24 protein-coding genes are annotated in these 26,374 nt (G+C 49.5%); 11 read left to right on the forward strand and 13 right to left on the reverse strand.

What is annotated here, in order from left to right:
* Positions 1 to 13 precede the first annotated feature (13 nt).
* The 3 genes from QM529_00245 to QM529_00255 form a co-directional block, all read right to left on the reverse strand.
* Positions 14 to 1,675, reverse strand: coding sequence for a glycosyltransferase family 9 protein (locus tag QM529_00245; protein MDI9313098.1), 1,662 nt, complete (start codon positions 1,673 to 1,675; stop codon positions 14 to 16).
* Positions 1,676 to 1,784: 109 nt separating this feature from the next.
* A complete protein-coding gene (locus QM529_00250) occupies positions 1,785 to 2,495 on the reverse strand; it encodes an LON peptidase substrate-binding domain-containing protein (protein ID MDI9313099.1) in 711 nt (236 codons plus the stop codon).
* A gap of 84 nt (positions 2,496 to 2,579) precedes the next feature.
* The gene (locus QM529_00255; protein ID MDI9313100.1) at positions 2,580 to 3,821 is read right to left on the reverse strand and encodes a multidrug effflux MFS transporter; all 1,242 of its coding nucleotides are present in this window, start codon (positions 3,819 to 3,821) and stop codon (positions 2,580 to 2,582) included.
* 160 nt (positions 3,822 to 3,981) lie between these two features.
* On the opposite strand from QM529_00255, the gene QM529_00260 reads away from it, so the two are divergent.
* The 5 genes from QM529_00260 (at position 3,982) to yihA (ending at position 7,976) form a co-directional block, all read left to right on the forward strand.
* Positions 3,982 to 4,464, forward strand: coding sequence for a Smr/MutS family protein (locus QM529_00260; protein ID MDI9313101.1), 483 nt, complete (start codon positions 3,982 to 3,984; stop codon positions 4,462 to 4,464).
* Positions 4,465 to 4,809: 345 nt separating this feature from the next.
* Complete coding sequence (rpmH, locus tag QM529_00265; GenBank protein ID MDI9313102.1) at positions 4,810 to 4,947, forward strand: 50S ribosomal protein L34; 138 nt, start codon at positions 4,810 to 4,812, stop codon at positions 4,945 to 4,947.
* Between the two features lie 147 nt (positions 4,948 to 5,094).
* On the forward strand, positions 5,095 to 5,466 hold the full coding sequence (rnpA, locus tag QM529_00270; protein MDI9313103.1) for a ribonuclease P protein component: 372 nt from the start codon (positions 5,095 to 5,097) through the stop codon (positions 5,464 to 5,466).
* 30 nt (positions 5,467 to 5,496) lie between these two features.
* The gene (yidC, locus tag QM529_00275) at positions 5,497 to 7,302 is read left to right on the forward strand and encodes a membrane protein insertase YidC (GenBank protein MDI9313104.1); all 1,806 of its coding nucleotides are present in this window, start codon (positions 5,497 to 5,499) and stop codon (positions 7,300 to 7,302) included.
* A gap of 38 nt (positions 7,303 to 7,340) precedes the next feature.
* Positions 7,341 to 7,976, forward strand: coding sequence for a ribosome biogenesis GTP-binding protein YihA/YsxC (yihA, locus tag QM529_00280; GenBank protein MDI9313105.1), 636 nt, complete (start codon positions 7,341 to 7,343; stop codon positions 7,974 to 7,976).
* A 33-nt stretch (positions 7,977 to 8,009) separates the two neighbouring features.
* Here the strand turns inward: yihA and alaS are convergent, their stop codons facing one another.
* Complete coding sequence (gene alaS, locus QM529_00285) at positions 8,010 to 10,781, reverse strand: alanine--tRNA ligase (GenBank protein MDI9313106.1); 2,772 nt, start codon at positions 10,779 to 10,781, stop codon at positions 8,010 to 8,012.
* Positions 10,782 to 10,843: 62 nt separating this feature from the next.
* Positions 10,844 to 12,238, reverse strand: coding sequence for an MATE family efflux transporter (locus QM529_00290; GenBank protein MDI9313107.1), 1,395 nt, complete (start codon positions 12,236 to 12,238; stop codon positions 10,844 to 10,846).
* Between the two features lie 34 nt (positions 12,239 to 12,272).
* Here QM529_00290 and QM529_00295 point away from each other — a divergent pair, with 34 nt between their 5' ends.
* The 3 genes from QM529_00295 (at position 12,273) to acpS (ending at position 15,400) form a co-directional block, all read left to right on the forward strand.
* The gene (locus tag QM529_00295; GenBank protein ID MDI9313108.1) at positions 12,273 to 12,653 is read left to right on the forward strand and encodes a MazG nucleotide pyrophosphohydrolase domain-containing protein; all 381 of its coding nucleotides are present in this window, start codon (positions 12,273 to 12,275) and stop codon (positions 12,651 to 12,653) included.
* Between the two features lie 66 nt (positions 12,654 to 12,719).
* Complete coding sequence (locus QM529_00300; GenBank protein MDI9313109.1) at positions 12,720 to 14,906, forward strand: RelA/SpoT family protein; 2,187 nt, start codon at positions 12,720 to 12,722, stop codon at positions 14,904 to 14,906.
* A gap of 38 nt (positions 14,907 to 14,944) precedes the next feature.
* A complete protein-coding gene (gene acpS / locus QM529_00305; GenBank protein MDI9313110.1) occupies positions 14,945 to 15,400 on the forward strand; it encodes a holo-ACP synthase in 456 nt (151 codons plus the stop codon).
* A gap of 18 nt (positions 15,401 to 15,418) precedes the next feature.
* On the opposite strand, the gene QM529_00310 is transcribed toward acpS, so the two are convergent.
* Genes QM529_00310 through QM529_00325 form a run of 4 tightly spaced genes read right to left on the reverse strand, consistent with a single transcriptional unit; the run spans position 15,419 to position 18,492 of the window.
* Positions 15,419 to 16,057, reverse strand: coding sequence for a cob(I)yrinic acid a,c-diamide adenosyltransferase (locus QM529_00310; protein ID MDI9313111.1), 639 nt, complete (start codon positions 16,055 to 16,057; stop codon positions 15,419 to 15,421).
* 10 nt (positions 16,058 to 16,067) lie between these two features.
* Positions 16,068 to 16,271: an HIG1 domain-containing protein gene (locus tag QM529_00315; GenBank protein ID MDI9313112.1), complete on the reverse strand. Its 204-nt coding sequence runs from the start codon at positions 16,269 to 16,271 to the stop codon at positions 16,068 to 16,070.
* Positions 16,272 to 16,275: 4 nt separating this feature from the next.
* On the reverse strand, positions 16,276 to 17,487 hold the full coding sequence (locus QM529_00320; protein ID MDI9313113.1) for an NADP-dependent isocitrate dehydrogenase: 1,212 nt from the start codon (positions 17,485 to 17,487) through the stop codon (positions 16,276 to 16,278).
* Positions 17,488 to 17,499: 12 nt separating this feature from the next.
* Positions 17,500 to 18,492 carry an asparaginase gene (locus tag QM529_00325; protein MDI9313114.1) on the reverse strand — a complete coding sequence of 331 codons (993 nt, stop codon included), beginning with the start codon at positions 18,490 to 18,492 and terminating at the stop codon, positions 17,500 to 17,502.
* 291 nt (positions 18,493 to 18,783) lie between these two features.
* Between QM529_00325 and QM529_00330 the strand changes: the two genes are divergently transcribed.
* On the forward strand, positions 18,784 to 19,359 hold the full coding sequence (locus QM529_00330; protein MDI9313115.1) for a Panacea domain-containing protein: 576 nt from the start codon (positions 18,784 to 18,786) through the stop codon (positions 19,357 to 19,359).
* Positions 19,360 to 19,637: 278 nt separating this feature from the next.
* Here the strand turns inward: QM529_00330 and QM529_00335 are convergent, their stop codons facing one another.
* The 4 genes from QM529_00335 to QM529_00350 all read right to left on the reverse strand — a co-directional run bounded on the left by QM529_00335 (position 19,638) and on the right by QM529_00350 (position 24,310).
* Positions 19,638 to 20,546 carry an NAD(P)-dependent oxidoreductase gene (locus tag QM529_00335; protein MDI9313116.1) on the reverse strand — a complete coding sequence of 303 codons (909 nt, stop codon included), beginning with the start codon at positions 20,544 to 20,546 and terminating at the stop codon, positions 19,638 to 19,640.
* A 141-nt stretch (positions 20,547 to 20,687) separates the two neighbouring features.
* A complete protein-coding gene (locus QM529_00340) occupies positions 20,688 to 21,620 on the reverse strand; it encodes a glycine betaine ABC transporter substrate-binding protein (GenBank protein MDI9313117.1) in 933 nt (310 codons plus the stop codon).
* A 226-nt stretch (positions 21,621 to 21,846) separates the two neighbouring features.
* Positions 21,847 to 23,244 carry a GTP-binding protein gene (locus tag QM529_00345; protein MDI9313118.1) on the reverse strand — a complete coding sequence of 466 codons (1,398 nt, stop codon included), beginning with the start codon at positions 23,242 to 23,244 and terminating at the stop codon, positions 21,847 to 21,849.
* Between the two features lie 64 nt (positions 23,245 to 23,308).
* Complete coding sequence (locus tag QM529_00350; protein ID MDI9313119.1) at positions 23,309 to 24,310, reverse strand: glycine betaine ABC transporter substrate-binding protein; 1,002 nt, start codon at positions 24,308 to 24,310, stop codon at positions 23,309 to 23,311.
* Between the two features lie 394 nt (positions 24,311 to 24,704).
* On the opposite strand from QM529_00350, the gene QM529_00355 reads away from it, so the two are divergent.
* Both QM529_00355 and QM529_00360 read left to right on the forward strand, forming a co-directional pair.
* Positions 24,705 to 25,508, forward strand: a complete 804-nt coding sequence (locus tag QM529_00355) for an ABC transporter permease (GenBank protein ID MDI9313120.1) — start codon at positions 24,705 to 24,707, stop codon at positions 25,506 to 25,508.
* 19 nt (positions 25,509 to 25,527) lie between these two features.
* Entirely contained in the window at positions 25,528 to 26,304 is a 777-nt protein-coding gene (locus tag QM529_00360; GenBank protein MDI9313121.1) for an ATP-binding cassette domain-containing protein, read from the forward strand.
* Positions 26,305 to 26,374: the final 70 nt, after the last annotated feature.

Here is a 26,374-nt window from a genome sequence, read left to right on the forward strand (position 1 = left end):
AATTGGGGGCTGGTTATTTTTTATCGTTTAGCAGTTTTTCCAACAACCGCTCGATAACCTTATCCCACGCGCCGGGCGCGTCGCACCGCACCACCGTCGCGGTCGGATACCATGGGCAGGGGTGGGTGTCCTCCGCCTTGCCCAGCCCCAGCCGCCAATCGGCGGCGTAGGGCGCCATCACCCACGCAGGCTTCCCCAGCGCACCGGCGACATGCATGACCGCCGAATCGATGGTAATCACCAAATCCATTTCCTGCACAAGCCTTGCGGTGTCGGCGAAGTTTTTAAGGTAAGGCGATAGGTCGAGCAAGGCGGCCTCCATCCCCAGCTCGACAATTTCTTTGGCCTTCTCGCCAACTTGCAGGGAATAAAAATCGCAATCCTCGGCATCCCACAGGGGGAGCAGGGTTTTTAACCCCGGCAGGGAGCGCAGGGAATTATCGTTACTGCTGACATTCGACGACCATGCAATGCCGATTTTTCGCCGCCCGGGCACCACCTGCAACAATGGTTTTGACAATGCTGTTTTGGCCGGCTCGCCAGTTAGGCTCGCGGGCGGCGCAACCCCAAGATAGGCAAATGGTTTTTTCTGGGCATAGGGGATGGTATCGATGGTCAATTGCAAATGATGCGGCAGGCTACCCAACCGCACCCAATAATCAAATACCGGCGTCGTAACACCGCGCGCAATCACCTCGATATCTTTTGTAATGGGCGATGATTGCATCAATTCGACCAGGGTCGGGTAAACCTCCAACAGCAATTTTTTTGCCCCCTGTTTTTTTGCCATCGCCAAAAAATCGGGCAGGAGACGCGAAAATTGAATCACATCGCCAAACCCCTGCTCGGCCGATATTAAAATAACTTTATCTTTCAGCGATTCCTTGCCGCGCCACAAATTACTATCTTGGTGGTGCGCCAGCATCGCCCAAATCGGCTGGCTGAATAATTTTATGGTTGGGTCGTTACGCACCTCGTAATATTCGAAACCTTTTTTATAATCCCCCGCCTTGAGGTAGGTAAAAATTCGGTGGCGATAAAATTTTCCCTGCACCGGGGCCATTGCCTCGGGCGGTAGTTTTTCCATGATGGCGATGATATCGAGGGCTTTTTTCACCTCGGCCTTGCTGGTCGCCATGTCGCGGTAAAGGGCAATTAATTCGACGCCGGCCTCGGCAATTTGCGTCGGCGATGATTGCTTCGCGGCAATCACCCATTCAAAATCAGCCACCGCCTCGGTCAGCATTTCCAATTTATTGGCGATGCGCCCACGGTTCAAGTGCGCCGAAACATGGTCGGGTTGCAACCACAGGAGGCGCGTCGTGTGGAGGTAAGCCGCCTCGTATTTTTCCAACTGCACCGCACACAGGCCGAGGTGTTCCCACAAAAATGGCGTTTGGTCGGAAAGCAATGCCGCCTGGGACAGGGCGTCAAGCCCAACCTGCCACTGCTTTTGCTGGATGGCGTTCATGCCCTGATTGACCAATTCCTGCAACTTCATCAGCATGGGATTGTTTGCGTTATTGCCCCCTGCGTTTGTCATGGGATTCGTCCCCGGATTCGGCATGGGGTTGCCGGCGTTGTTGCCCGTACCCGATTGCCCCCCACCGCCAATATTTGGCACATTGAGGATAAAGGTCGCGGGGTTGCTGGTTGCATTATTATCCCGCGCCATGATATTTTTAAGGCAATATTTTTACGTAATTTATGCGAAATTTTTTTGTGAGGATTTTTTTATAGGCGTGCTGATGGGCGCGCCCTCCGTTGGATAATCGTTGATGGTGTTATTGCAATATTCTTTTTTTGACACCGCCCCAGAAACCGACTTTTTTGCTGTCAACACGGTTGCTCTGGTCTTTGATGTCCATCTCGAGCAATGCAACCAACAGCTCAAACCGCTCGTGGGTATTTTTTGCCTCCAACAAAGCTTGCTTCTCGGCCGGCGAAAATGGGAAGGTTGTCATCACCACAAACAGAATTTTTTCATCATCCAATTTTTCAAAATCATCGTAATTGACATCCTTTTCAAAACGCTCCAAATAGCGCGACAGGAGGGTGAAAAAATTCTTGCGGTCGGTGATGCGGAAATTGTCGTTCAACAAATCACGTATATATTGCTTGCGTTGAAAGGTAAAACGGCGATAGCCACGCTTCATCGCCTTTTCCTTGCCCGGCACCAGCCGTTGCAACCCCATCGCCGTGATGCGGTAACGGCTGGGCGAATTCTCGTCAAACAACACGACCTTACACAGGGTGGCAACATTGTAAAGCGACGGGAATTTCCCCTTGCCGCCACTGACGACCTCCTCCCCCTTCTCGTGCCCCAAACTATCGCCTTTTGGTTGCACCATGATAAGGTAACGGCCGTTTTTTAACACATCCTCAAGCATTGCCACGTAACGCGATTCAAATACGGTTAAGGGAAACACCGCGCCAGGGGGAATGATGACCCCGCTTAAAGGAAACACCGGTAGAATGTTGGGAATTGCGGACATTTTGCTTCGTATCTCTTATCTATGGTGGTTATACTACATGATATTAAATAACATGGCAACGAAAATAAAAAAGCAGAAATGCTATTAAAAATAACGCAATCGGAGCTTGTAATGCTCAATCACCGACACGGCGGCAACCCCCGCCCAGGCCAACACCATGGCGCGTATCATGGCAAGGCTCAAGGCCATCACGACGTCACCGCCATCGCCGGTTAAAAAATGCCCCATGCCATTCACCGCCACTGCCATGGTGCCATATTGGGCGAAGCCCTGCATCGCCGTGGCGGTGCCCGCCCTTACGCGAAAATATTTTGTCGAACCGGCGAAGGCATTGCCAATGCCCATGCCATTGCCAAGCGTCGCCACCATCATCGGCACGGCCACCGCCCACACCTGGTGAATTTGCAATGTCGCCAACGCCCAGAGAATAAAAACCCCCAAGGTCGTAAGCGATACCCCAACCAACATCAGCAGATACCCCCCGACCCTGTCCTGTATAAGGTTATTGATGGTCGAGCCAACCAAAAACATCACCGCGGTCATGGTGAATATCAATCCAAATTGGTCGGGTTGCAACCCCAATTGCGTGTAGATAAAAGACGACGCACCGATGTAGGAACCAAAAAAAGCGAAGAAGCCAAACAACACCGCGCCATAGGCCAAAAAACCAAAATGCGATAAAATCAGCCAATAGGCTTTAAATTCGCCCAGCAGGCTTTTTTCCAATTGCTGTTCAGCGCGGTTTTTTTTCGGCGCGGTTTCGGGCAGGCGAAAGGCAACATACAGCAATATCAAGCCGGCAAAAACGCTCAAGAAATAAAAACTAACCTGCCACACCAGGTATTTTTCAATGAAGCCACCAATCAAGGGCGCGACCATCGGCGATATCGAAACCACCATGCCGACGAATGAAAAAACCTTGCCCATTTGACTGCGTTCGGTGGTGTCGCGCGCGATGGTGCGGGCGGTGGTGTTGATAATGGCGGAGGCCACCCCCTGGGCCGCGCGGCCGATAACAAAAACCTCCACCGACCAGCTAAAACCAATCAGCAATGACACGGCAATATACATAACCAGGCCAATCAACAGCATGATGCGCCGACCGAACCGGTCGACCAAATTGCCGACAAACAAAAACGACCCGGCCAGGGCGATAAAATAATAACTCAACCCCTTAACGGTTTGGGTTTTGTCGGTGTGAAAATATTCGGTAATTTTCGGCAGGCTGGGTAAAAAAATGTCGGTGCTGAGAAGCCCCATCATAATCAATAATGCTATCAACCCAATATATTTATTGCCACCAGTAATTTTGCTAAGCAGAGACATCTCACCCACCTCTAGATGATTGCCATTGACAAATCAAGTTGCCACGCCCGCGCCCGCAAAAAAAGTAGCAAAACCAACCGGCTTCGATTATAATTGCGCCATGAATTTATGAGAAAGTTATAAGGCAAAAACGAAGGTATTAAAAATAAAACCCATCGCTTTGCCGAATCCGCCGCTGAAAAAAAACAACGCGCGTAACTCGATTTCGCCCGCGCCGCTTGCCGCGCGGCCACCCGCCCTTACAAAAAAAACATTGCCACCTGCGCCACGGCGGCTAACAACCAATTACGCGCCGGTAACCATCGCGCCGCCGCCCGCCGTGCCCAACACCGTGCCAAATGGCACGATAAAAAAATCGCAAAAAAACCTGCCCATCGATGGTCGGCTTGACCTGCATGGCATGACGGCGGCCCAGGGCTTCACCGCGCTGGATAATTTTTTTTATAACATGCGGGCGGGCGGGCGGCGGCATTTGCTTATCATCACGGGCAAGGGCACCGGCGTCATGAAACACACCCTGCAACAATTTTTGGAACGGCACCACGGCATCATCGCCAGCCACCAATTGGCCGACCCACGGCGCGGCGGCGACGGCGCGCACTACATCGTCCTAAAAAAATCGGCGATAAGTAAGCAAGTTTAATTATCAAGGAATTGTCAGGGAATGACGGGAGAGGGGCTTTGGAGCAATTTTTTTACGCTACTACTTCAATTCGAAAAATGCCACATTGCCTGTCGGCGTGCTTCAGCCGCCGACGAGGGATAAAAATACGAACACCGCGACAGCGGTGGAGATATTTTTTGGGTGGGTTCGCCAACTCATCTTTTTATCCTCATATATTTTTTAATATAAAAAACGTTACACGACCCCCCCCCTGGCTAAAGCACGCCGACGGGCAATGCGGCATCGCTATCTTCCATGCATTTTTTTTATCATTTGCCTTTTACCATTGACAAGGTGCAAAAAATACCCTAAGCAAAAATCATCATGGTTAAAAGAACATATCAACCAAGCAAATTGGTGCGCAAACGCCGCCACGGGTTCAGAACCCGCATGGCAACCCGCGACGGGCAAAAAATCCTGGCGCGCCGCCGCCGCCAGGGTCGCAAAAAATTATCGGCCTAAACGCCGTCATCAATTTGATGGGCTTGCCATAAGCTAAGCCATCGTTTGCATCGTCGCCAATGGTGCATGAAACCAGACCAAAACCTAGACCAACCCTAGACAAGGGCTTTTACCCCCCGCTAACATTCATCAAAATTCTAAACTTCATTGAAGCTAACCACTATCAAAAAACGAAGCGCGTTTTTGCACACGCAAAAACATGGCCTGGTTGTTAAAAAACCGCTCATCTTGGTGGCGGCAACCGCCAATCGCAACAACGCGCCCACTATTGGCCCGCGGGTCGGCTTCACGGTTAGCAAAAAAATTGGCAAGGCCGTCACCCGCAACAAAATTAGACGCCGGTTAAAAGTCATCAGCCGCGCTTACCTCGACCAATCGCCGGCCGAAACTTTACCTTTCGATTTTGTTTTCATCGCCACGCCAAAAACGGCGCGGGCGGGCTTCTTGCCCTTGCAGAATCAAGTGAAAGAAGCTATAGATGCCGTCATCAATCAATATCGGGACAATAAAATTTCTTAAATAACTTTCTAACATTTTGGGGAAAGAGCTATGAATAACAAAAGCAACCTGCTGTTGGCCATTATCCTTTCCACCGTTATTATCGGTGCCTGGAGTTATTTTTTCCCCGCACCGAAACCACCCGCCACCCCGGCCGCAACGCCGGTCACCACCACAACCGCCGATACCACGGCCGGTAAAAAAACCGCCGCGCAAAAGGATGCGGTTATTAAACCCCGCGACCAGGCCCTGGCCGATAACCCGCGGGTGCTTATCGACAGCCCAACGATAAAGGGCAGTATCAACCTGCGCGGTTTGCGCTTTGACGATATTGTTCTGAAACAATACACCAACGCGGTTGACGACCAATCGCCGGTGACCTTGCTGTCACCCAGCAACAGCGCTAATGGTTACGTCGTTGATTTGGGTTGGTTGAGCCGCAACGACCGCATCACCCTGCCGAATAGTGATAGTTTATGGACGGCGAATAAAAAAGTTTTAAAAAATGGCGACAATGTCACCCTGACCTATAGTTCGGACGGCTTGATTTATAAACTGCTGGTCAGCCTCGACGACAATTACCTTTTCACCATCAAACAATCGGTGCAAAACATCGGCGTCACCAACCAAGATATTGCATTTTATGGTTTGACAGCGCGATTTGGCGCGCCGCCGGTTACGGTCGGTAATGTGCGGGAGGGGCCGATGGTCATGCTGGATAAGAAACTTACCCAAGAAACCTATGCCAAGATGATAAAAACCCCATTCCAGGGCTCGGGCAAAACCGGCTGGTTTGCCTTTTCTGATAAATATTGGCTGACCGCCCTGGTCCCCGATATCAGTGGCACGGCGCAGAACAGCAATAAACCAGCAACCACCGCCGACGACGCCACCGCGATACCCGCCAACCCCGACAGCAAACTCGCCAGCCGCATTACCTATGACAAGGGGGCGTCGCTGGGCCGTGGCCGTTACCAAGTTGATTACACCATGGATTACGATATTTTGCCGCGCCGCCATACGATTGAAAAAACACTTTATCTTTTTGTCGGGCCGAAAGACACCGGCATTATTAACGATTATGCGACCAGCAAAAATATCGACAAATTTAACCTGACTATCGATTATGGTTGGCTTTACATACTGACCAAACCGATGGCCTGGTTGCTTCATTTCCTAAGCGATCAATTGCATTCGGTTGGGTTGGCGATTCTTGCCCTGACGGTGGTGGTGCGGTTGTTGCTGTTCCCCTTTGCCCAGCATTCATTTAAATCGATGGCGATGATGCGGAAACTCGCGCCAAAGGTCGAGGAATTAAAAAAACGCCACAAAACATCGGCCGAGCAGTCGCAGGCGATGATGGCGTTGTATAAAAAAGAAGGCGTCAACCCGCTGGCCGGTTGCTTGCCGATGTTGATTCAAATTCCAGTATTTTTTGCCCTCTATCACGTCTTCAACATCTCTATCGAATTTCGCCACGCGCCATTTTTTGGCTGGATAAGCGACCTGTCGGTGCCGGATCCCTATGGTTTATTGACCGGTTTTGGTTTGTTTCCATGGCAAGTGCCGGCAGTGTTGCATATTGTGAATATCGGCATCTGGCCCATCATCATGGGCTTTACCCTGTGGTTGCAACAAAAATTTAACCCACCCGCTTCCGACCCATTGCAACAAAAAATCTTCAGCTATTTCCCCTACATCTTTACCTTCATGCTGGGTTCGTCGCCGGCTGGCCTGGTTATTTATTGGGCGTGGAACAACGCCCTGTCGATATTGCAACAATATGTTATCAACCGCCGTTTGGGCATCCCAACCTACACGCCGTTTCGCACCGTGAAAAAAACGAGCAAATCGTAAAATTTACAGCGCATCATTCATTGCCCCATTATTGAAGCATGACAAAAAAATGGGAAAGTTATTGGCACGGCGGCTGGCAATTATTGGCGGTGGCGGCCGCACCCGAACAATTGCCGATGGGGCATTTGGCGGAGGTTGCCTTTTGGGGGCGGTCGAATGTTGGCAAATCATCGTTGATTAACAACCTGGTGATGCAAAAAAATTTGGCACGGCAATCGAAAAGCCCGGGCCGAACCCAGGAATTATTTTTCTTTGAAAAAATATTTGGCAGTGGCGAGCGCGACCGGATGCCGTTTTTATTGGTCGATTTGCCGGGTTATGGTTTTGCCCGCGCCGCCCGCAGTAAAACCGAAATGTGGCAAGACACCATCTTGGCTTACCTATCGACCCGCCCCAACCTGCGGCTGATGTGTTTGCTAATCGACGCGCGGCATGGGTTGAAAACCATCGATCTGGCGGCGATACAATTGTTGTTCGATTGCGGGGTGACGACCCAATTGATTTTTACAAAATGTGATAAGGTGCCAGAAAAATTATTAACCGCCGAAATAAAAAAAACCGAAAATGCGATAAAAAAATTTGCCCATTGCTTGCCCAGCATCATCACCACCAGCGCGCACAGCAACCTGGGCAAGGGCGCGCTACAAAACACCATCGCCACCTTGTTGGGGTAATCGCCAACGATTGGTTTTTTGCTTGGCGTAAAATTATGCCAGCACCAATTTTTTAATCGCCGCCATTGTATCATCGGCCACCGTGATGTTGCTTCCGCCCGCCATCTCTGTGGCTGGCAGGCTTCCGCCTGCCCTCTCTGTGGATGGCAGGCTTCCGCCCGCCATGGCAAAATCGGGGCGACCGCCGCCACTGCCGCCCAGCATTTTGCCGGCCATGGTGGCAATGTCGCCGGCCGAGATAGCTTGCCGCGCCGTGCCATTGACCGCAATGGCGACCGCGACCTTGCCATCGTCAACCGCCAACAGGGCAATCACGCTGTTGGCAAGGTCAGGATTTTTTTTGATATTATCGATGATGGGTTTCAGGTCGCGGCCGGTAACGCCATCGATTTTTTTACCCACATAGATAAAATCATGACTCGGGTGTTTTTCACCATCAGCCAGCGATAGATTTGATGCCGCCGCAATTTTTTTATCGGCTAACTCCTTGGCCAGTTTTTTGTTATTCGCCATCACCGCGTCATATTGCTGTTGCAGGGTTTTTATCATAGCTTGCTTTTCGATAATCTCAGTCGGCACCGGTGGAAATACACTCGCCTTATTTGCCGCTTTTATTTTTGCCTGCCACGCGTTTATTTCTATCTCCAATTTTTTATGCACCATCGCCTTGCCGGTTATGGCCGTAACGCGCCGCACGCCCGACGCCACCGATTCTTCGCGCTCTATCATCAGATGTTCAATCTCGGCGACATCGGCCACGTGGGTGCCGCCGCATAATTCTATCGAATAAAAATGTTGCCGTTCGTTGTTCGCCGATTTATCGGTCGCCGCCCCCATGAAAACCACCCGCACCGCGTCGCCATATTTTTCACCGAACAGGGCAATCGCCCCCAACTGTTCTGCCGTCGGTTTGTCCATGGTTTTTGTTATCACCCGCCCGCCCCTAGCCACGCGGTCATTCACCGCCGATTCAATCTGGGCCAGGCGCGCCGCGTCAATCGCCTCGTGATGCGAAAAATCAAAACGCAAATGGTCGTTGGCGACCAACGAACCCTTTTGCGCAACATGCGAGCCCAGTTCCTGGCGCAATGCCTCGTGCAACAGATGGGTTGCCGAATGGTTGGCGCGCACGCCGTTGCGCCAGGCTTCATCGACTCGCGCTGAAACCTTATCGCCAATTTTTACCGCGCCGCGATTTTCGGTTGCGGTAATATGGTGGACGATAATGCCCTGGTATTTTTTTGTGTCCTTCACCTGATATTGCACGCCGTTAATATCGAGCGTGCCGCGGTCGCCCTTTTGCCCGCCGGCCTCGCCATAAAACGGCGTTTGGTCAAGCACTAGCCAACAATCATCACCCGCCGGCAACTGCGCCATCGATTGCAATTCGTTATCAAGCAGGGCAATCACCGCGCCGTCGCCCGATAATCCGTCATAGCCCAAAAATTTTGTCTCGCCATGTTTTTCCTTCAACGCAAACCAAATTGGTGCTTGCTTGTTATCGCCCGACCCGGCCCAGGATTCTTTGCCGCGTTTTTTTTGTTCGGCCATCGCCTTATCAAAACCCGCGACCTCGACCCCGCGCCCATCGCCACGCATGATGTCGATGGTTAAATCGAGCGGGAAACCAAAGGTGTCATAAAGTTGAAAGGCCACCGCCCCAGGCAAATCCTTTCCCGCCGGAATTTTTTCAATTTCCTTATTCAACAACCCCATGCCACGCGCCAACAATTCTTCGAACTGTTCTTCCTCGCGCAAAAAAACTTGGTTGATATTTTTTTGCTCCTTGCTCAATTCGTTGTAATGCCCACCCATCACATCGATTAAGCTCGGCAACAGCCGCCCAAACAATGGCCGGTCGTTGCCCAACATGTGGGCGTGGCGCATGGCGCGGCGCATGATGCGGCGCAGGACGTAACCCCGTCCCTCGTTCGATGGCGCAACCCCGTCGGCAACCAAAAACGCCATGGCGCGCAAATGGTCGGCGATAACGCGGAACGAGGCGATGGTTTTCTCGGTTGGTTTTTGGCGAAGCGCGGCCTCAACCGCGGCAATCAACGGCGTAAACAAACTGGTGTCGTAATTGTTCGCAACGCCCTCCAGCACGGCGGTGATACGCTCCAGCCCCATGCCGGTATCGATAGACGGGCGGGGTAAATCTATCCGCTTGCCGGCGGCCTGCATTTCATATTGCATGAAAACCAAATTCCAAATTTCGACAAAGCGGTCGCCGTCTTGGTCTTTGCTCCCCGGTGGGCCGCCAAAAATTTTATCGCCATGGTCATAAAAAATTTCGGAGCATGGCCCGCAGGGTCCGGTGTCGCCCATTTGCCAAAAATTGTCGTTGGTGGCGATGCGGATAATTTTATCATCGGGGAGGCCGGCAATTTTTTTCCACAGGTTATAGGCAGACTCGTCATCGTGATAGACCGTGACGCAAAGTTTATCGCGCGGCAATTTCAGCTCTTGGCTGACAACTTGCCACGCATGGTGAATCGCCTGTTCTTTAAAATAATCGCCGAACGAAAAATTGCCGAGCATTTCAAAAAAACTATGGTGGCGCGCGGTGTAGCCAACATTGTCCAAATCGTTATGCTTGCCGCCGGCACGCACGCATTTTTGCGCGGTGGTGGCGGTTTGATAATCACGTTTTTCCAAACCCAAAAATATATTTTTAAATTGCACCATGCCCGAATTGACGAACATCAATGTCGGGTCGTCGTGCGGCACCAACGACGACGACGGCACCACACGGTGGCCGGTGTTTTTAAAATAATCAAGAAATATTTTGCGAATATCGGTCATGTTTTAGCTATAAAACCTGGCCGCAAAAAAAGCCATCAGATTTTTAAAAACCAGCGAAGACATTAGGCGCGTTTAAAATTCGTTTTCTGCCAAAACCGCACTGCCAAAATCATGCCGACCAAAAACACACCAACAATAAAGCCCGCAATAATACCCATCGGGTGATGAAAAATATGAAAGCCAAAGATATAGGCCAGCGGCAGGCTAACCAACATATAACCAATGATGCTAACGATGCTTGAAAAGTTAAAATCACCAAGCCCGCGCAACGCCCCCAGCATGGTCGATTGCAACCCGTCAACCATCTGGCTGACCGCGCCAATCACCAAAAATCCGGCCGCCAGCGGAATGATAACATCTGCCAACGGCAAGCCCGCGCCAAAAAACGTGGCCACGCTGTTACCAACCAACAACAAAAACACCACCGACAACAGGGTTAAACAACTGACTATCATCAAGCTCGCCCCACCCGCGATGCGCAACCTTGAGAATTGTTTTTTGCCAACAATGTCGGCTATCACAATGGTGGTGGCGTAGGTCATGCTGAGTGGTATCATGTAAAGCATTTCCAAAAAGCCATTGCTGATTTGTCTTGCCGCCAAGGCCTGAACCCCAAACCACCCAACCATAACGCCGAGCATGGCGTAGCTAACGACTTCAAAAAAACTTTCTATCGCAACGGGGATAGAATTTTTTATAAAGTTCTTAATAATTTTTTTATCAAGCGGCGTTCGCAAAAACCATTTCGCCCCACCACCATTTTTTGTGCCATGATATTTTTTCATGCTGGGGTTTAAGAAGAAATACAAAAAAAATAATGCGTTAGATATCATGTCAGCCATCAACCACGCTATCCCCGCGCCAGCCAACCCAAGGGCGGGCAACCAATCCGCCACCCCAAAAATAAACCCATAGGCTAAGGGCAAGTTGACAACTATCATCGAAGAGTAAATCAACGTTGCCGTCCATGGTTTTTGCAACGCATCCAACGTTTGCTTTATCACGTAACCAGTCGCCCAAAAACCAATAGACAGCGACACCGTAATCCAATAACCAAAAACACCCGCCACAACCTCAATCGGTTGACCAAATAACCGCAACAAAAAATAACAAGCAAACATCAACAGCCCAAACAATGACCCGGCGGTTATGGCCATGAAACAGCCGACGCGAACCACCTCCCCCACTTTTTTATATTGTTTACTGCCCGCCGCCTGGGCCACCATAATAACCAGGGGATTTAAAAAACCATAAACCGTGGCATAAAAAACCACCAAGAAAGTTGCTGTCAAGCCATAACCGGCCAATGGCACCGGCGAATCTAGTCGTGATAAAAAATAACTATCGGTTATGGCCAGTGCCGCCGTGGTCACCGATGATAAAATAATCGGTATGGCCAAGGCCGTAAGTTTTTTGCTATCCTTCAGCGTCTCGCGCCAAAAACTCTCTATTGTCATATTTTTTTGCAGACTTTATGCTATAAAAAACACCATGTCAATCTTTCGTGGAATCCTCAGCAACCCACTTGCCACCAGCCAGGGCATCATCCGCCGCGCCATGAAAAAAAATTTCAAATGGCCGAACGAAGCGGCGGTGTTGGAAAAATTGCAGGAGGAAATAAAGGAATTGCAGGCCGCGCTCAAAAATGGCGATAAAAAAAACCAACAGGAAGAGCTGGGCGATATTATCTTCACCGTGGTTTGCTTGAGCGAACAGATGAACCTGTCGGCGGAAAAAATCCTGGCACAGGCCAATCAAAAATTTAACCGCCGCTTTGCAAAAATGACGCGGCTTATCGCCCGCGATAAAAAATCGATGACCGCAATGTCGCCACAGCAATTGGAAGAATATTGGCAAAAAATCAAACATTAAGTTTGCTTTGCTAAACCATAATTTTGTGGTAAAATAAGACATAAGGGGATTAGCAAATACAGCACCATGCAAGCCGACCAGCTCATTTCTTCGGTTAAAAATTATAACCCGAACATCAACGAAAAATTGTTGGCCGCGGCCTATGATTTTTCCGTCGCCGCCCATAAAAACCAAAAACGCCATTCGGGGCGCGATTATTTTGAACATCCCTTGGCGGTGGCGCAACTCCTCACCGAAAAAAAAATGGACGATGCAACCATCATCACCGCCTTGTTGCACGACACGGTCGAGGACACAACCATCAAACTATCGCAAATCAAAAAACAATTTGGCGAGGAGGTTTCGTTTTTGGTCGATGGCCTGACCAAAATTGCCCATTTGGAGGAAAGCGAACGCGAGATAAAAGATTCCGAAAATTTACGAAAACTTTTGCTCGCCAGCATCGGCGACATCCGCGTTTTGATTGTCAAATTGGCCGACCGATTGCACAACATGCGCACCCTGGCCGGCAAACAAAACCCCGACAGCCGCGCGCGCATCGCCGAGCAAACATTAGAAATCTACGTGCCATTGGCCGAGCGCATCGGCCTAAAACGTTGGAGCGAGGAATTGGCGTCCTTGGCCTTTAAAGAGCTCCACCCGGTGAGCTACGAATTAATCGACAAGCGGTTAAATTTTCTATACCGCGAGCAAGATGTAAACGACATCACGCGCACGCTGGAGGAATTGTTAAAGATCGAAAAGATGGAGGGGGCGATAAAATTTCGCCTCAAAGACCATTGGTCGATTTATCAAAAAATGCAAAAGAAGCAACGTCAGATGGAGGACCTGTCCGACATCATGGCTTTTCGCATCGTTGTCAACAACACGCGCGATTGTTATTTGTGTTTGTGGTTGTTGCACGAACGTTACAAAACCATTCCGACCAAACTGAAAGATTATATTTCCTCGCCGAAAAGCAACGGCTACCAAAGCCTGCACACCGTTATCATCGGCCCGGGCGACAAAAGGATAGAGGTGCAGATTCGCACCCACGCGATGGATGATTTTGCCGAAAATGGTTTGGCGTCTCATTGGTTATACAAACATGAAGCCAATGGTAACGGCGGCCACAACGCCGATGTTAAAAACAAATACCAACGTTATCACGATTCCGCCTTGACCTGGCTCAAGGATTTTTTTACCGCCATCGAGGAGGAAAAATCTGACCAGCTAAGTTTTTTAGACAGCAGTCGCACCTTCCTCTACACCGACCGGATTTATGTCTCCTCGCCCAAGGGTGATTTTTACGAACTGCCGATTAATTCCCTGCCGCTCGATTTTGCCTTCGCGGTGCATAGCCGAGTCGGCGAGCAATTTTCTCACGCCCTGGTCAATGGGCGGCAGGTTTCGTTCTACACCAATTTAAAAAATGGCGACACGGTCGAAATTATCACCAGCGATAAAAAAATTATGCCAGAACAAAACTGGCTCCATTGGTTGAAAACGGCGCGCGCCAAAACCTTTGTGACAAAAAAATTGAAGGAGCGGAAGGAGCAAACCTACCTCGTCCAAGGCCAAGATTTGCTGAAAACCGAATTGTTGCGCTTGGGGTTGATGACGCCCGATGAAACCAACAACGTGACGCTCAACCTAAAAAAAGTATATAAAAAATTTGGCGTGGCCAGCGACGAGCAATTATATCGCCTTATCGCCCTGTCGCAAATCAGCGCGCGTGAGGTTTTATTCGTCCTTTACCCCGAAATGAAACGCGTCACGATTTACCGCGCCCGGCAAAAGAAAGCAAAACAATCAGCCGCCGAGATTGTCGATATTCGCCATTTCACCAAAGATGTCTCGCTAAAATTTGCCGAATGTTGCTACCCCCTGCCCGGCGACCAAATTGCCGGCGTTATTAACTTAGGGGAAGGGCTGACCCTGCATCGCTTGGGTTGTAAAAAACTTTTACCTTTTCAACATCACCCCGACCGGATGATAGCGGTGCACTGGCAAAAAAAATCGGCGCATCAGGAAATCTTCACCTCGCGTTTATTATTAAGTTTAAAAAATCGCCCGGGCGCGCTGAACCTGGTGACCGATGTCTTGACCAAAACCGGTAGCAACATCGCCAACGTTCTTTTTAAACTGCGCACCAAGGACCATGTTGAAATTATTTTAGACATCGAGGTATTCGGCCTGCGCCAAGTCAAAGAAATTATTGAAAAAATAAAATCAGCTGGTAAAGAAATGGTGCTTGAGATAAAACGCGCTTAAAGAAAATTTAAAACACCTCTTATACCTTGCCCCATTTTATGTCGAATAAATTTCTTGTCGCGCTTGCCAAAAATACCGGGCAAGGCATAAAGCCCATCAGCCATATTGTCGGCACGGGAATCGACCTTGCGCAAATTTCGCGATTTGAAAAAACCTTGCAACGCTTCCCCAAACGTTTTCCCGAATATGTTTTTACCGAACGCGAACGGCGTTATTGCGACAGCAAACCAATTCGCCGCACCGCCCGTTACGCCATGTTATTCTCGGCGAAGGAAGCCTGCTCCAAAGCCCTCGGCACTGGCATGCGCCAGGGCGTGCTGTGGCAAAATATGGAGGTCGTGCATTTAATGTCGGGCCAGCCAACCATGGTGCTTCATGGTGGGGCGTTGAAACGGGCGAGGAGCCTGATGCCAAAAAATGCGACGCCGGTGGTGCATGTTTCCCTGACCGATGAAGCCGGCCTCGCCGCCGCCTCGGTCATGCTGGGGTGGTAAGGGTGGCTGATAAATTTTTTATCTGTTCTTGCCGGGCTTCCACATGACTTCGCCCTTGCCGCCGAACCGCGGATCGCGCGCCAAGATGCGCGACAGCACAAATAACAAATCAGACAAACGATTGAGATATTGAATGGCCAGCGGGTTGACCTCCTCCATGTCCTGCAACGCAACCGCACTGCGCTCGGCGCGGCGCGTCACGGTGCGCGCCAAATGCGCCACGGCCGCCAAATAACCACCGCCCGGCAAAATAAAAGATTCCAGCGCGGGCAAGGCATCGTTCCATGTGTCGATAACCAATTCCAACGATTGAACTTGTTTTTCCACAATTCGCAAATCGTGGCTGGGGGCAATGGGGACAAGCGTCAATGGTTTGGCCAAATCGGCCCCCAAATCAAACATGTCATGTTGCGCCGCGGTCAGCACCGTAACCATGTTGTCGCGGGTTACCGCGCCAGCAGATTGCCCGCCGGTCGATTGCTCGACCACCTCAGCATTCGTCAACCCATTCAACAACAGGCCGATGAAACTATTGGCTTCGTCCACATCGCCGTAGGCCGCCACCCGCAAATCATTTTTTAAACGGCGCGACCCATCGGCCAACCCCGTGGTGCCATCGTCGCCAGTTTTTGTATAAATTTTATTTAATTTAACCATCTATCAATTGCTAATACAGCCGCGCCAGCAAAAACCCAGCCAAAAACATAACGATAGCAAACAATTGCGCGCCGATGCGATAACGCATCAGCATGTTATTCCAACGATAATTTAATTCGCCGCCCATCGCCATATTGACAACGCCCAGCACCAATATCACCAACGCCATTGCCATGCCCAGCAACATAAAAATAAATGCAATCAACGATACCATGGTTTTAAAAACTTTCCTTTAATTGTTTTTCCACCATATCCAAAAATTGTGTAGTCGTCAAATAGCGATTTGCGTCGCCGATAATCGCCGCCAAATCTTTTGTCACCTGGCCGGCCTCGATGGTGCCAACAATAATTTTTTCCAATTTGTCGGCGAATGATTGCAACGGCGCGTTGCCATCCATCTTGCCACGATAACGCAACCCGCCGGTCCAGGCAAAAATCGACGCCACCGGATTGGTCGAGGTCTCCTTGCCCGCCTGGTAATCGCGATAATGGCGCGTCACCGTGCCGTGGGCGGCCTCGGTCTCGACCGTTTTGCCATCGGGCGATAACAACACCGATGTCATCAACCCCAGCGACCCAAAACCCGCCGCCACCATGTCGGATTGCACATCGCCGTCGTAATTTTTTAATGCCCACAAATACCCGCCGTGCCCCCAAATGGTCTGCGCCACCATGTCGTCGATGAGGCGATGTTCGTAAAAAAGCTTGGCCTTCTCGAATTCAGCCTTAAATTCTTTGTCGTAAATTTCTTGGAAGATATTTTTGAATCGGCCGTCGTATAATTTCAACACGGTGTTTTTGGTCGAAAAATAAACCGGAATATTTTTTTGCAAACCATAGTGAAAACAGGCGCGGGCGAAAGACATAATCGAGGCGTCGCTGTTAAACATTGCCAGGCCGATGCCGGCCGAATCAAAATGCCGCACCAATTTTTTTATCGGCGCACCGCCGCCCGCCGGCACAAATTCTAACGTCAAATCGCCCGGGCCATCGGCAATAATTTCGGTCGAGCGATATTGGTCGCCAAAGGCATGCCGCCCGACGACTATCGGTTTATCCCAACCAACCACCAATGGTTTCACATTGTGGCAAATAATTGGTTCACGAAAAATCGTGCCGTCCAAAAAATTTCTGATGGTCGCGTTGGGCGACGGATACATTTTTTTAAGATTAAATTCCTTGACCCGCGCCTCGTCCGGCGTGATGGTGGCACATTTGATACCAACACCATATTGCTTAATCGCCTTCGCCGCATCAACGGTGATGGCATCATCGGTTTTATCGCGGCTTTCAATCCCCAAATCAAAATATTTAAGGTCAATATCGATATAGGGTAGAATCAATTTTTCCTTTATCATCGCCCACATGACGCGCGTCATTTCGTCGCCGTCCAATTCGACCACCGGGTTGTTGACTTTTATTTTGGGCATGGGATTACTCTATCAAGAAAAAATGTTTTGCGCAACCCGCATCTCGCCCGCCGCCAGACCGCGAAAACTTTTCAATTCCTTGCTTAAGGTTATGCGTTCTTTGGCCTTATCATCCACCAACCCCAATTTATGCAACACGCCGTTTAACGCCAATTGAGAAGCCCGCTCCGCCCCATCATCAATTTTTATTGCCACGCCAAGCCCAAGATGCGGAATAACCGCGGCGTAAAATGCCTCGGCACCGGTTTTAACAAAAACCTTGCCGGGCAATGTTTCCATCACCATCGTGCAATGGCGACCGGTGCCGGCCACGAAATAGGGGTGCGCCATCGCGGCCTGCAACAACAAATCGGCACCGGCCTGGTCATCGCCGGCGTGCGCGCCAAACCGCGCCAGGCCGCGCGCCATCGCCACCATCGGCAGGGCAAAGGTCGGGGCAGAGCAACCATCGATAGCCGGCAGTGATAATTTTACGTCGCAAAATTTTTCTATCGTCTTGGCAATCTCGATCTGCACCGCGTGCGCCGGGTCGATATAATTTTTATGGTCGGTTTTTTTTGCATGGGCCAGCATCAACATGCCGCTGTGTTTGCCGGAACAATTATTATGCAGGGGGCATGGTGCCTCGCCGCGTTTTTCCAAATTAAAACTGGTCGCATGGTCATATGGGTTATGCGACCCGCATTCCAACGCATCCATCGTCAGGTCGATTTTTTGCAACAACGCCGCCACCCGCCGCGTGTGCGGCAATTCGCCGCTGTGCGATGCCAACAGCAAAGCGTAATCCTCGCCCGATAGCCGCAAGGATTCGGTAACGCCCGATAACACCACCGGCAAGGCCTGAAACATTTTTAACGACGACCGCGGGTAAGAAACCTGCGTCTCATCACCCGCCGACCACACCACCTTGCCATCGCCATCGGCAACCACCACCGCGCCACGATGCACCGATTCGACACGGCCACCGCGACATACCTCAACCAAAACTGGATTTTCCTGTGCCATGTCCCATTATAACAATTGGCAATAAAAATTACAAAGCTATAGATGGACAGATGCTTACCGATGCACCCTCTCTAAATTAACTTGACAGGCATCAGGCCAAGGGTTATAATGCCACCATTCACGACGAATCCCGTATGGGCGTTTGAATATGAAAAAGGCAGTCATTCGACTGCCTTTTTTTATGATGCTTAGGGTAATATCTGTCGACAAAAATTACAAAGAATATTACCCGTAAGGACAACTAGCGATATAGATTTCTATAAATATCTATGTTAAGATATGGCATAATTTGTGCAACAAGCAACGAGTGGTAGTAATATGCAAAATAAAAAAATTTATAGCGTAATTTTTTACATAATAAAAACGTGCCAAGATAAAAACTATAAGCTTGGCGCAGTTCGACTCAATAAAATTATTTGGAATTCCGATATTTCTTATCTTAAAGAAAATGGGCGCACAATCACGGAAGAAAAATATGCCAAGCGCCAATATGGCCCAGTGGTGTTCTCTATGCCTTCTTATATTCGAGAGTTGACACTAAACGGATATATAGACTTTGCTAATAAAATTAGCAATTATGGAGAAAATGAATATAAAATGACTCTGTACTCTGTCAAAAATAATTTTACAGTAAGCTTATCGAGTAATGAGAAACAAATTATAGATAATTTTATAAATAAAATATGCAATCAAACTGCTCAAGAAGCAAGTGACGATACTCATGATAATGTCTATGAGCTTACTCCCGATGGTGAAGAAATGCCGTTGGGAGCTTATCTATTTGCTGAACCTGCGCCTATAGATGAAAAAGATATAACAGAAGCAAAAAGAACTATTGAACAACTTTCTATAAAATCTAATGCCTAGATATAAAGTAGAATTGTCAGAAAATGCAAAATCTCAATATAATGAGATGCAGCAAGATACTGACCTTCTAAAATTTTTCAATCTCTTGATAGAAAAATTATTGGTGATGCCAACTGACGGCGCAACGCCTCTCCGAGCGAATGGAATTCCATATTTCTTATACAAAACTAACCCAAAAATTTGTAAGATAAGTATATTATTTCATGTAGATAATAGTAAAAATATTGTGATAATTGAAAACGTTTCTACATACGACGAAAGCCAAGTAGCTTTTTAATTTATTCATCCGCCACCAATTTGGCGGGGTAGCCAGGCGCGCGCAGGTCGGTTTTTAATAAATCCTCCAGCAATTTGGCAATTTGCGTCGATTGTGCGTCGCCGCCATAGGCCGCCTTGCCGCTTAAAAAAGTTGGCATCAGGGCGGAGGCCAAGGTCAGGGGCACGCCAAATTCGCGGCCAAAGCCCAAGGCAAAACCCAAATCCTTTAACGTCAAGTCCATCGTGAAATCGATGTCGTAGCTACCATTTAAAATCAGCGCGCCCTCGGTCTCATGCACGAAACTATTGCCCGAGCTCGCCTTGATGGCTTCGTAGGCCGTGCCCAGGTCAAGCCCGCCGCGTTTTGCCAGCATCAGGGCCTCGCTACAGCCGACCAAATTGATGAAGGCCAACATGTTGGTGATGACCTTGATAATTGCCGCCGCACCAACCGGCCCCATGAAAAAAACCCGCGAGCCGATAAGGCGCAGGGCCTGCTCGTGCTTTTCAAACAGCGATTTATCACCGCCAACCAACACCGTGACCTTGCCCACATCGGCCAAATGCACACCGCCAGTGACAGGGCATTCCAATGTTTTCACGCCATGCTCGTCCGCCACGTTGCTCAGGCGCATGATGTTATCGCGGTCAAGCGTGCTCATTTCTATCCACACCGCGTCTTTTTTAAATGCCGGCAGCATCTCGCGCAACACCCGTTCCGACACCGCGGGCGACGGCAAGCAAGTAATAACCGCATCGACGCCGGTGGCGGCAGAACTGGCCGAGGTTGCGGCGGTCGCGCCCTTTTTCACCAAACGCGCCACGGCGTCTTTGCTCAGGTCGAAAACCTTAACCTGCAAACCGCCGCGCACCAAACAACCCGCCATTTTTTCGCCCAAATGCCCCAGGCCAACAAAACCATATTCCATGATACTCTCCGCTTAAAAATAAAATATAAAAAATTTAATAAAATAATCCCCACCGACAAGATAACAACATCGTTGTCAAATTGCCGGCGGGGATTTTATATCGTGAAAACCACAATATCAATCAAGCAATCAAATGCTTGATTACATGCCGAGGGCGGTTTTCACCGCTGGCATGCCGGGTTGGCCGTCAAACGTAGTGACGCCCTTCATCCATTTTTCGACTTGCGCCGGGTTGGCTTTCAACCAGGCCTTCACCACGCCAGCGGCGGGTTTTTTCTCAATATCGACCATGCCAATCAATTTGCTAATTTCATCGACGTTCATCAAATAATTAGAAAAGAATTTGGCCACGTTGGGGCAGTCGGATTTATAATCCTTACGGCCAAGGGTAGTAACTTTACCCGCGGCACCCAACCATTTTTCGCCACCGGCGAGGTATTGTGGGTTATATTTGCTCATCCAGTGTGGTTCCCACGCCAGGTAAACGATATAACCATCCATTTTTTTACCAACCTCGGACAACATGGCGTTGGTCGAGGATTCGATAACTTGGAAATCCTTATCGGCTTTGATTTCTTTCAAGAAATCAGTGACGTGTTTATTGCCAGCCGAACCGGGTTCGATGCCATAGATTTTCCCATTCAATTGCGCCTTGAATTTTGGAATATCTTGCCATTTGGTCAGACCCGCCTTGTAAGCGGCTGGGGTGGTGGCAAGGGTATAACGAACCTTGGCCATGTTGGTGCCAAGGGTGTCAAAATTGCCCTTATATTGTTTTTCCAGGTCTGCATCAGACGGCAACCAGTTGGCAAGCATGATGTCAAGGTCTTTGTTCTTTAAAGAAGCAAAGGTGACAGCGGTGCTAACTTGGGTTTGTGACGTTTGATAACCCAACGCTTGCAACATCGCGCTCGCCCAGCCGATGCTGATGGTCAAATCTGACCAGCCCGGATTGGCAAAACGCACGGTTTTGCAAACGTCTTTGTCTTTTGCCGAGGCAGGGCCAGTGGCCAAAACCGCCGTCGCAAAAACGCTCAAAGCAAATAATTTTGCTTTATTTGATAATTTTATCATGATGTATTTCCTCCAATCATCATAATGGTTGTTGCCTCATCTTTAGGGAAGGCCGCCCCAACCTCAGTAATCCTAAAAAAGAAAGACTACTCACTATAGAACAAGTTATAAAAAACACAAGAATAAAATAAACAATAATAGTCACAAAATACAAAAAAAGCGGTGGCGCGCCGTTATTTTCTCGCTTCTTTAGCCGATTCGGCGGGGCCAGCCAGGTTTTTTTAAATCATTCGGCCAACACGCCGGCGGCAACGGTGTGGTGGGTAACCGGGTCGATAAGGATAAACGACCCCAAATTGCGATTGCCGTAGTAGGACGCGGCCACAATCGGTTGTTGCGATTTTATATTGGCGGAAAAAATGCTGTTCATCGCCACGACCTTATCCCCTACCGCTCCGCTTACGGCGGCCCTGTCGGTTGCAATATTGTTCAGGTCCATCAATTCCATGTCGGATAATTTAACAAATGTTTCGCGCGTCGTGTGTTTCAAAATATATTTTGTATTGGGGTTCAACGCGTCGTTATCAAACCAACATAACATGCTGTGTTGTAAATTGGTGGTGGCTTGCGCGGGCAATGGGGCTGATGAATCTTCTTTGCCATGCGGCACCGCCAGCTTGACAATATAATTACCACGGCCGGCCTCGACCTCGCCATCGAATTGCATGGTGATGGTTTGTCCCGCCGTCGCCATATCGGTTGCCTCACCATTTTCGTTATAAATGGTTTTGATGGCAATTGTCGCCCCCGCCGGCATAACCCGCACCTGGTCACCGGTTTTAAAATGGCCGGCTTCAATCCGCCCCTGGTAACCGCGAAATTTCACCCCAACCCCCTGGCCTTCCTTCAGCACATATTGCACCGGCAAAATACCGCCAATCTGGTTGGCCAATTTTTCACCGCCAAGCACCGATAATTTATCAAGGTAAGCCAGCAAGGGCTCGCCATCATACCAGCCGAGGTTTTTTGATTTATCAACGATGTTATCCCCCTGCTTGGCCGATATGGGAATAATCATGGGGTTGCTTACCGCCCCTACGCCCACTTCTGCACCATTGCCATTTTTTGGCTGGCGCAACACCCGCCAAAGTTTTTTATAAAACCCGAGGTAAGCCTCGGCGATTTTTTGATATTTTTGTTCGTCGAAAGCTATCGCGTCCATTTTATTCACCGCGACAATAATATGTTGCACCCCCAACATCACCAACACCGCGCTGTGGCGTTTGGTTTGGATAAGCAACAATTCATCGCCGTCTTTTGTAAAATCCAACTTGGTCGGGTCGAGCAAGATAATCGCCACATCGGCGGTTGAGGCACCGGTAACCATGTTTCTGGTATAGGCCTCGTGCCCCGGGCAATCGGCCAAAATGTAACGGCGGGTTTCGGTGGTGAAGTAGCGATAGGCCACGTCGATGGTTATGCCCTGTTCTTTTTCGGCGATTAAACCATCGGTCAGGGCGGCGAAATCGGGTGCGCCGCCAGCTGAACCGGTCGTGCCATCCTCATGCAAAATTTCCAATTGGTCGCGGGTTAAAACCTTGGCGTCGAACAACAACCGCCCGATAAGGGTGGATTTTCCATCATCGACACTGCCCGCGGTTATGACCCGCAATGTTTCCTTCATGCCCGCACCCATAGCCAATTTTTCCACAAAACGCTAGACACCTATTTCATAAGTCCCCACCCCACTACATCCCGATATACATGCCGAGGGCGGTTTTTACGATGGGTAATGCCGGTTTGCCGTCGAATGTTTTAACGCCCTTTAACCACCGTTCCAGCTGAGCCGGGTGCTGTTGCAACCAATGGCGCGCCACTTGCTCGACGGGTTTTTTGTTAATGTCGACCTCGATAATCATTTTGTTCAGCTCGCCCACGTCGAACGCTAAATTGCCAAAAAATTTGGCAAGGTTGGGGCAATCGCTGTCGTAACCTTTTCGCGCTTGGGTCATCACCTTGCCCTCGACCCCCAACCATTTTTCGCCACCCGCCAGGTATTGCGGGTTATATTTGCTCATCCAATGGGGTTCCCACGCCAAATAAACAACATAGCCATTGATATTTTTTTCAACCGCGCTCAGCATGGCGTTGGTCGATGTTTCCACAACTTGGAAATCTTTGTCGGCATCGATGTCTTTTAAAAACTCCTGCACATGTTTGTTGCCGGCCGATCCAGGCTCGATAACATAAATTTTTCCATTTAATTGTTTTTTAAATTTGGTGATGTCTTGCCACGTGCGCAGGCCAGCCTTGTAAGCGGTTGGCGTCGTCGCCAGGCTGTAACGTACCCTCGGCATGTTGGTGCCCAACATGACAAAATCGCCCTGGTATTTTTTTTGCAAATCCTCGCCCGCTGGCAACCAATCGCCCAATGTAACATCGATGTTGTTGCTTTTGAATCCCTCGTAAACCAGTGTTGACCCGACCGATACCTGTTTCGGCACATAACCCATGGCGCGTAATATGGTGCTCGACCAGCCGATGCTGATGGTTAAATCGGACCAGCCCGGGTTGGCGAAGCGCACCGATTTGCAAACCTCTTTATCGCCTGACGGGCGACGCGTTTCGTCGGCCGCATGTGATATGGTTGCGGGCAATAATAAGCCAGCGGTTATTATTGCGATTAGTATAGTTAGTGAAGTTTTTTTTGTTTTGGTTGATATTATTTTTTTGCTTGATTGTTTTATCATGTCTTTCTTATTGTTTCCTATTTAAGTTACATTTTTATATTGACCAGATACCTAATTTATACCGCCGGTCGTTTGCTACCTCGGGTATTCTCTACCCTGTCACGCTGTCCTTAATTCCCCCTTTGTTTCTTTTTGGGGGTGTCGCCTATCTATCTTGCGATTTATCACCATAGCACTATAAAGAATAAATTAATAAAACAAAACCACCACACCACCGATTGTCGTCATTGGCAAAATTTAAACACAAATGGGCGATATTAACCACCGTATTTCTAGGCCATTTCATATTTATAAAAATACCACCGGCGCATGGTTGGCACTTGGGTTGCCGATTAATTACCCATTTGTTGCTCATTGTTGCTCACGGCGGCGAGCTGTGCTACAAACAAGGGTAATGAATTTTATAAAAAAAATCGCCACCGCTTTTGTCTCCTTGCTCGGCACGATTGGCCAAACGGTTTTGGCCGTCGTTGATTCGGCGGGCGCGATATTATTGTTTTTTATGCGCGGCCTGTTGGCGGGTATTGTGCCACCCTATTACCCACGCCTGTGGTTGGCGCAAATGGCCGAGATTGGTTTTTATTCCTTGCCGGTGGTGGGCTTAACAACGATATTCAGCGGCATGGTACTGGCGATTCAAGCCATCGGCAGTTTAAACGCCAGCCTGGCCCCGGTTGCCGTGCCCAACTTGGTGGTGTTCGCCATGATTAAGGAATTATCGCCGGTGTTGGTTGGGTTGATGGTCGCCGGCCGTATTGGTTCGGCCATTTCGGCCGAATTGGGCACTATGCGGGTCAGCGAACAAATCGACGCCTTGCACACCCTTAACACCAACGTATTTTCCTATTTGGTTTTTCCGCGATTATTGGCGGCCATGTTGATGATGCCATTGTTGGTGTTGGTCGGCGATTTGCTCGGCATCTTCGGCGGTTACATCATGGCGGTGCAACAGGCCGGCCTGCCCAGCGACGTTTTCCTTAACAATGCCTGGGCGGCGATAACATTCAGCGGCGTGTTCGGCGGTTTGATTAAGGCCTTTGCCTTCGGCCTTATCGTTGCCCTGATGGGTTGTTACCACGGGTATCATTGCGGCGGCGGGGCCGAGGGGGTCGGCATTGCCACCACCCGCGCCGTGGTCAGCTCCTCTATCCTTATCCTTATCGCCAACTTCCTCATCACCATCTGGTGGTATCAATAAAAAATAAAAAATAAAAAACATGACCATCGCACCCATGAATAACCAAATGAATAGCCAAGAAAAACTTATCACCGTCAACAACCTGTCGGTGGCGTTCGGCAAGAAAAAGGTTCTGCGCAACCTGTCGATTGATTTGGCGCGTGGCGAATCCTTGGCGGTTATTGGCGCGTCTGGTTCGGGGAAATCGGTGTTGTTTAAATCAATCCTTGGCCTGTTGGATGTGCGTTACAGCGGCCGCGTGTCGTTGCTGGGCATCGAACCCACCACGGCGTCGCGCGGCAAATTGACTGAGGCCTTTAAAAAAATTGGCATGTTGTTTCAATATTCGGCGTTATTTGATTCCCTGCCCTTGTGGCAAAATGTTGCTTTCCAAGCATACCAAACAAAACAATTGTCAAAGGATGAAGCCCGCGCCCAAGCGATTGAATTGATGGAACGGGTCGGTGTGACGCGCGACAACGCAGATTTGTTTCCGGCGGAAATTTCGGGCGGCATGAAAAAACGGGTTGGCTTGGCGCGGGCATTGTTCATGAAGCCCGAATTATTATTTATCGACGAACCGACGGCCGGCCTTGACCCATTAATGTGCCGCGTGATTGACAATTTGGTGTTGGAAAATATTCGCGCCTATAACGCGACCGCGGTAACCATCACCCACGATTTGGACACGGTGCGCCACACCGCCAGCCGGGTTGCATTGTTGCACGAGGGGGTTATTGCCTGGCAGGGCACCCCCGCCGAAATGTTCGCCAGCCAAAACCCCATTGTCAAATCGTTCGTTGAGGCACGGCGGTAGGGACGAATTAGGAAAACCATATCACTAAGGTTATTTTTCCTTGCTATATTGCTTGAATCAAGCTAAGGTT

Source organism: Hydrotalea sp., from assembly GCA_030054115.1.
Classification (GTDB): Bacteria; Pseudomonadota; Alphaproteobacteria; order JASGCL01; family JASGCL01; genus JASGCL01.

Bases quoted from the DNA above. Each gene is read 5' to 3' on its own strand.
- QM529_00345 (MDI9313118.1), bottom strand. From the start codon at position 23,244: ATGAAGGAAACATTGCGGGTCATAACCGCGGGCAGTGTCGATGATGGA.
- QM529_00335 (MDI9313116.1), bottom strand. From the start codon at position 20,546: ATGGAATATGGTTTTGTTGGCCTGGGGCATTTGGGCGAAAAAATGGCG.
- QM529_00250 (MDI9313099.1), bottom strand. From the start codon at position 2,495: ATGTCCGCAATTCCCAACATTCTACCGGTGTTTCCTTTAAGCGGGGTC.
- QM529_00300 (MDI9313109.1), top strand. From the start codon at position 12,720: ATGCAAGCCGACCAGCTCATTTCTTCGGTTAAAAATTATAACCCGAAC.
- QM529_00340 (MDI9313117.1), bottom strand. From the start codon at position 21,620: ATGATAAAATTATCAAATAAAGCAAAATTATTTGCTTTGAGCGTTTTT.
- QM529_00360 (MDI9313121.1), top strand. From the start codon at position 25,528: ATGACCATCGCACCCATGAATAACCAAATGAATAGCCAAGAAAAACTT.
- alaS (MDI9313106.1), bottom strand. From the start codon at position 10,781: ATGACCGATATTCGCAAAATATTTCTTGATTATTTTAAAAACACCGGC.
- rpmH (MDI9313102.1), top strand. From the start codon at position 4,810: ATGGTTAAAAGAACATATCAACCAAGCAAATTGGTGCGCAAACGCCGC.
- QM529_00315 (MDI9313112.1), bottom strand. From the start codon at position 16,271: ATGGTATCGTTGATTGCATTTATTTTTATGTTGCTGGGCATGGCAATG.
- yihA (MDI9313105.1), top strand. From the start codon at position 7,341: ATGACAAAAAAATGGGAAAGTTATTGGCACGGCGGCTGGCAATTATTG.
- QM529_00350 (MDI9313119.1), bottom strand. From the start codon at position 24,310: ATGATAAAACAATCAAGCAAAAAAATAATATCAACCAAAACAAAAAAA.
- QM529_00310 (MDI9313111.1), bottom strand. From the start codon at position 16,057: ATGGTTAAATTAAATAAAATTTATACAAAAACTGGCGACGATGGCACC.
- QM529_00325 (MDI9313114.1), bottom strand. From the start codon at position 18,492: ATGGCACAGGAAAATCCAGTTTTGGTTGAGGTATGTCGCGGTGGCCGT.
- QM529_00290 (MDI9313107.1), bottom strand. From the start codon at position 12,238: ATGACAATAGAGAGTTTTTGGCGCGAGACGCTGAAGGATAGCAAAAAA.
- acpS (MDI9313110.1), top strand. From the start codon at position 14,945: ATGTCGAATAAATTTCTTGTCGCGCTTGCCAAAAATACCGGGCAAGGC.
- QM529_00255 (MDI9313100.1), bottom strand. From the start codon at position 3,821: ATGTCTCTGCTTAGCAAAATTACTGGTGGCAATAAATATATTGGGTTG.
- QM529_00295 (MDI9313108.1), top strand. From the start codon at position 12,273: ATGTCAATCTTTCGTGGAATCCTCAGCAACCCACTTGCCACCAGCCAG.
- QM529_00355 (MDI9313120.1), top strand. From the start codon at position 24,705: ATGAATTTTATAAAAAAAATCGCCACCGCTTTTGTCTCCTTGCTCGGC.
- QM529_00320 (MDI9313113.1), bottom strand. From the start codon at position 17,487: ATGCCCAAAATAAAAGTCAACAACCCGGTGGTCGAATTGGACGGCGAC.
- QM529_00245 (MDI9313098.1), bottom strand. From the start codon at position 1,675: ATGGCGCGGGATAATAATGCAACCAGCAACCCCGCGACCTTTATCCTC.
- yidC (MDI9313104.1), top strand. From the start codon at position 5,497: ATGAATAACAAAAGCAACCTGCTGTTGGCCATTATCCTTTCCACCGTT.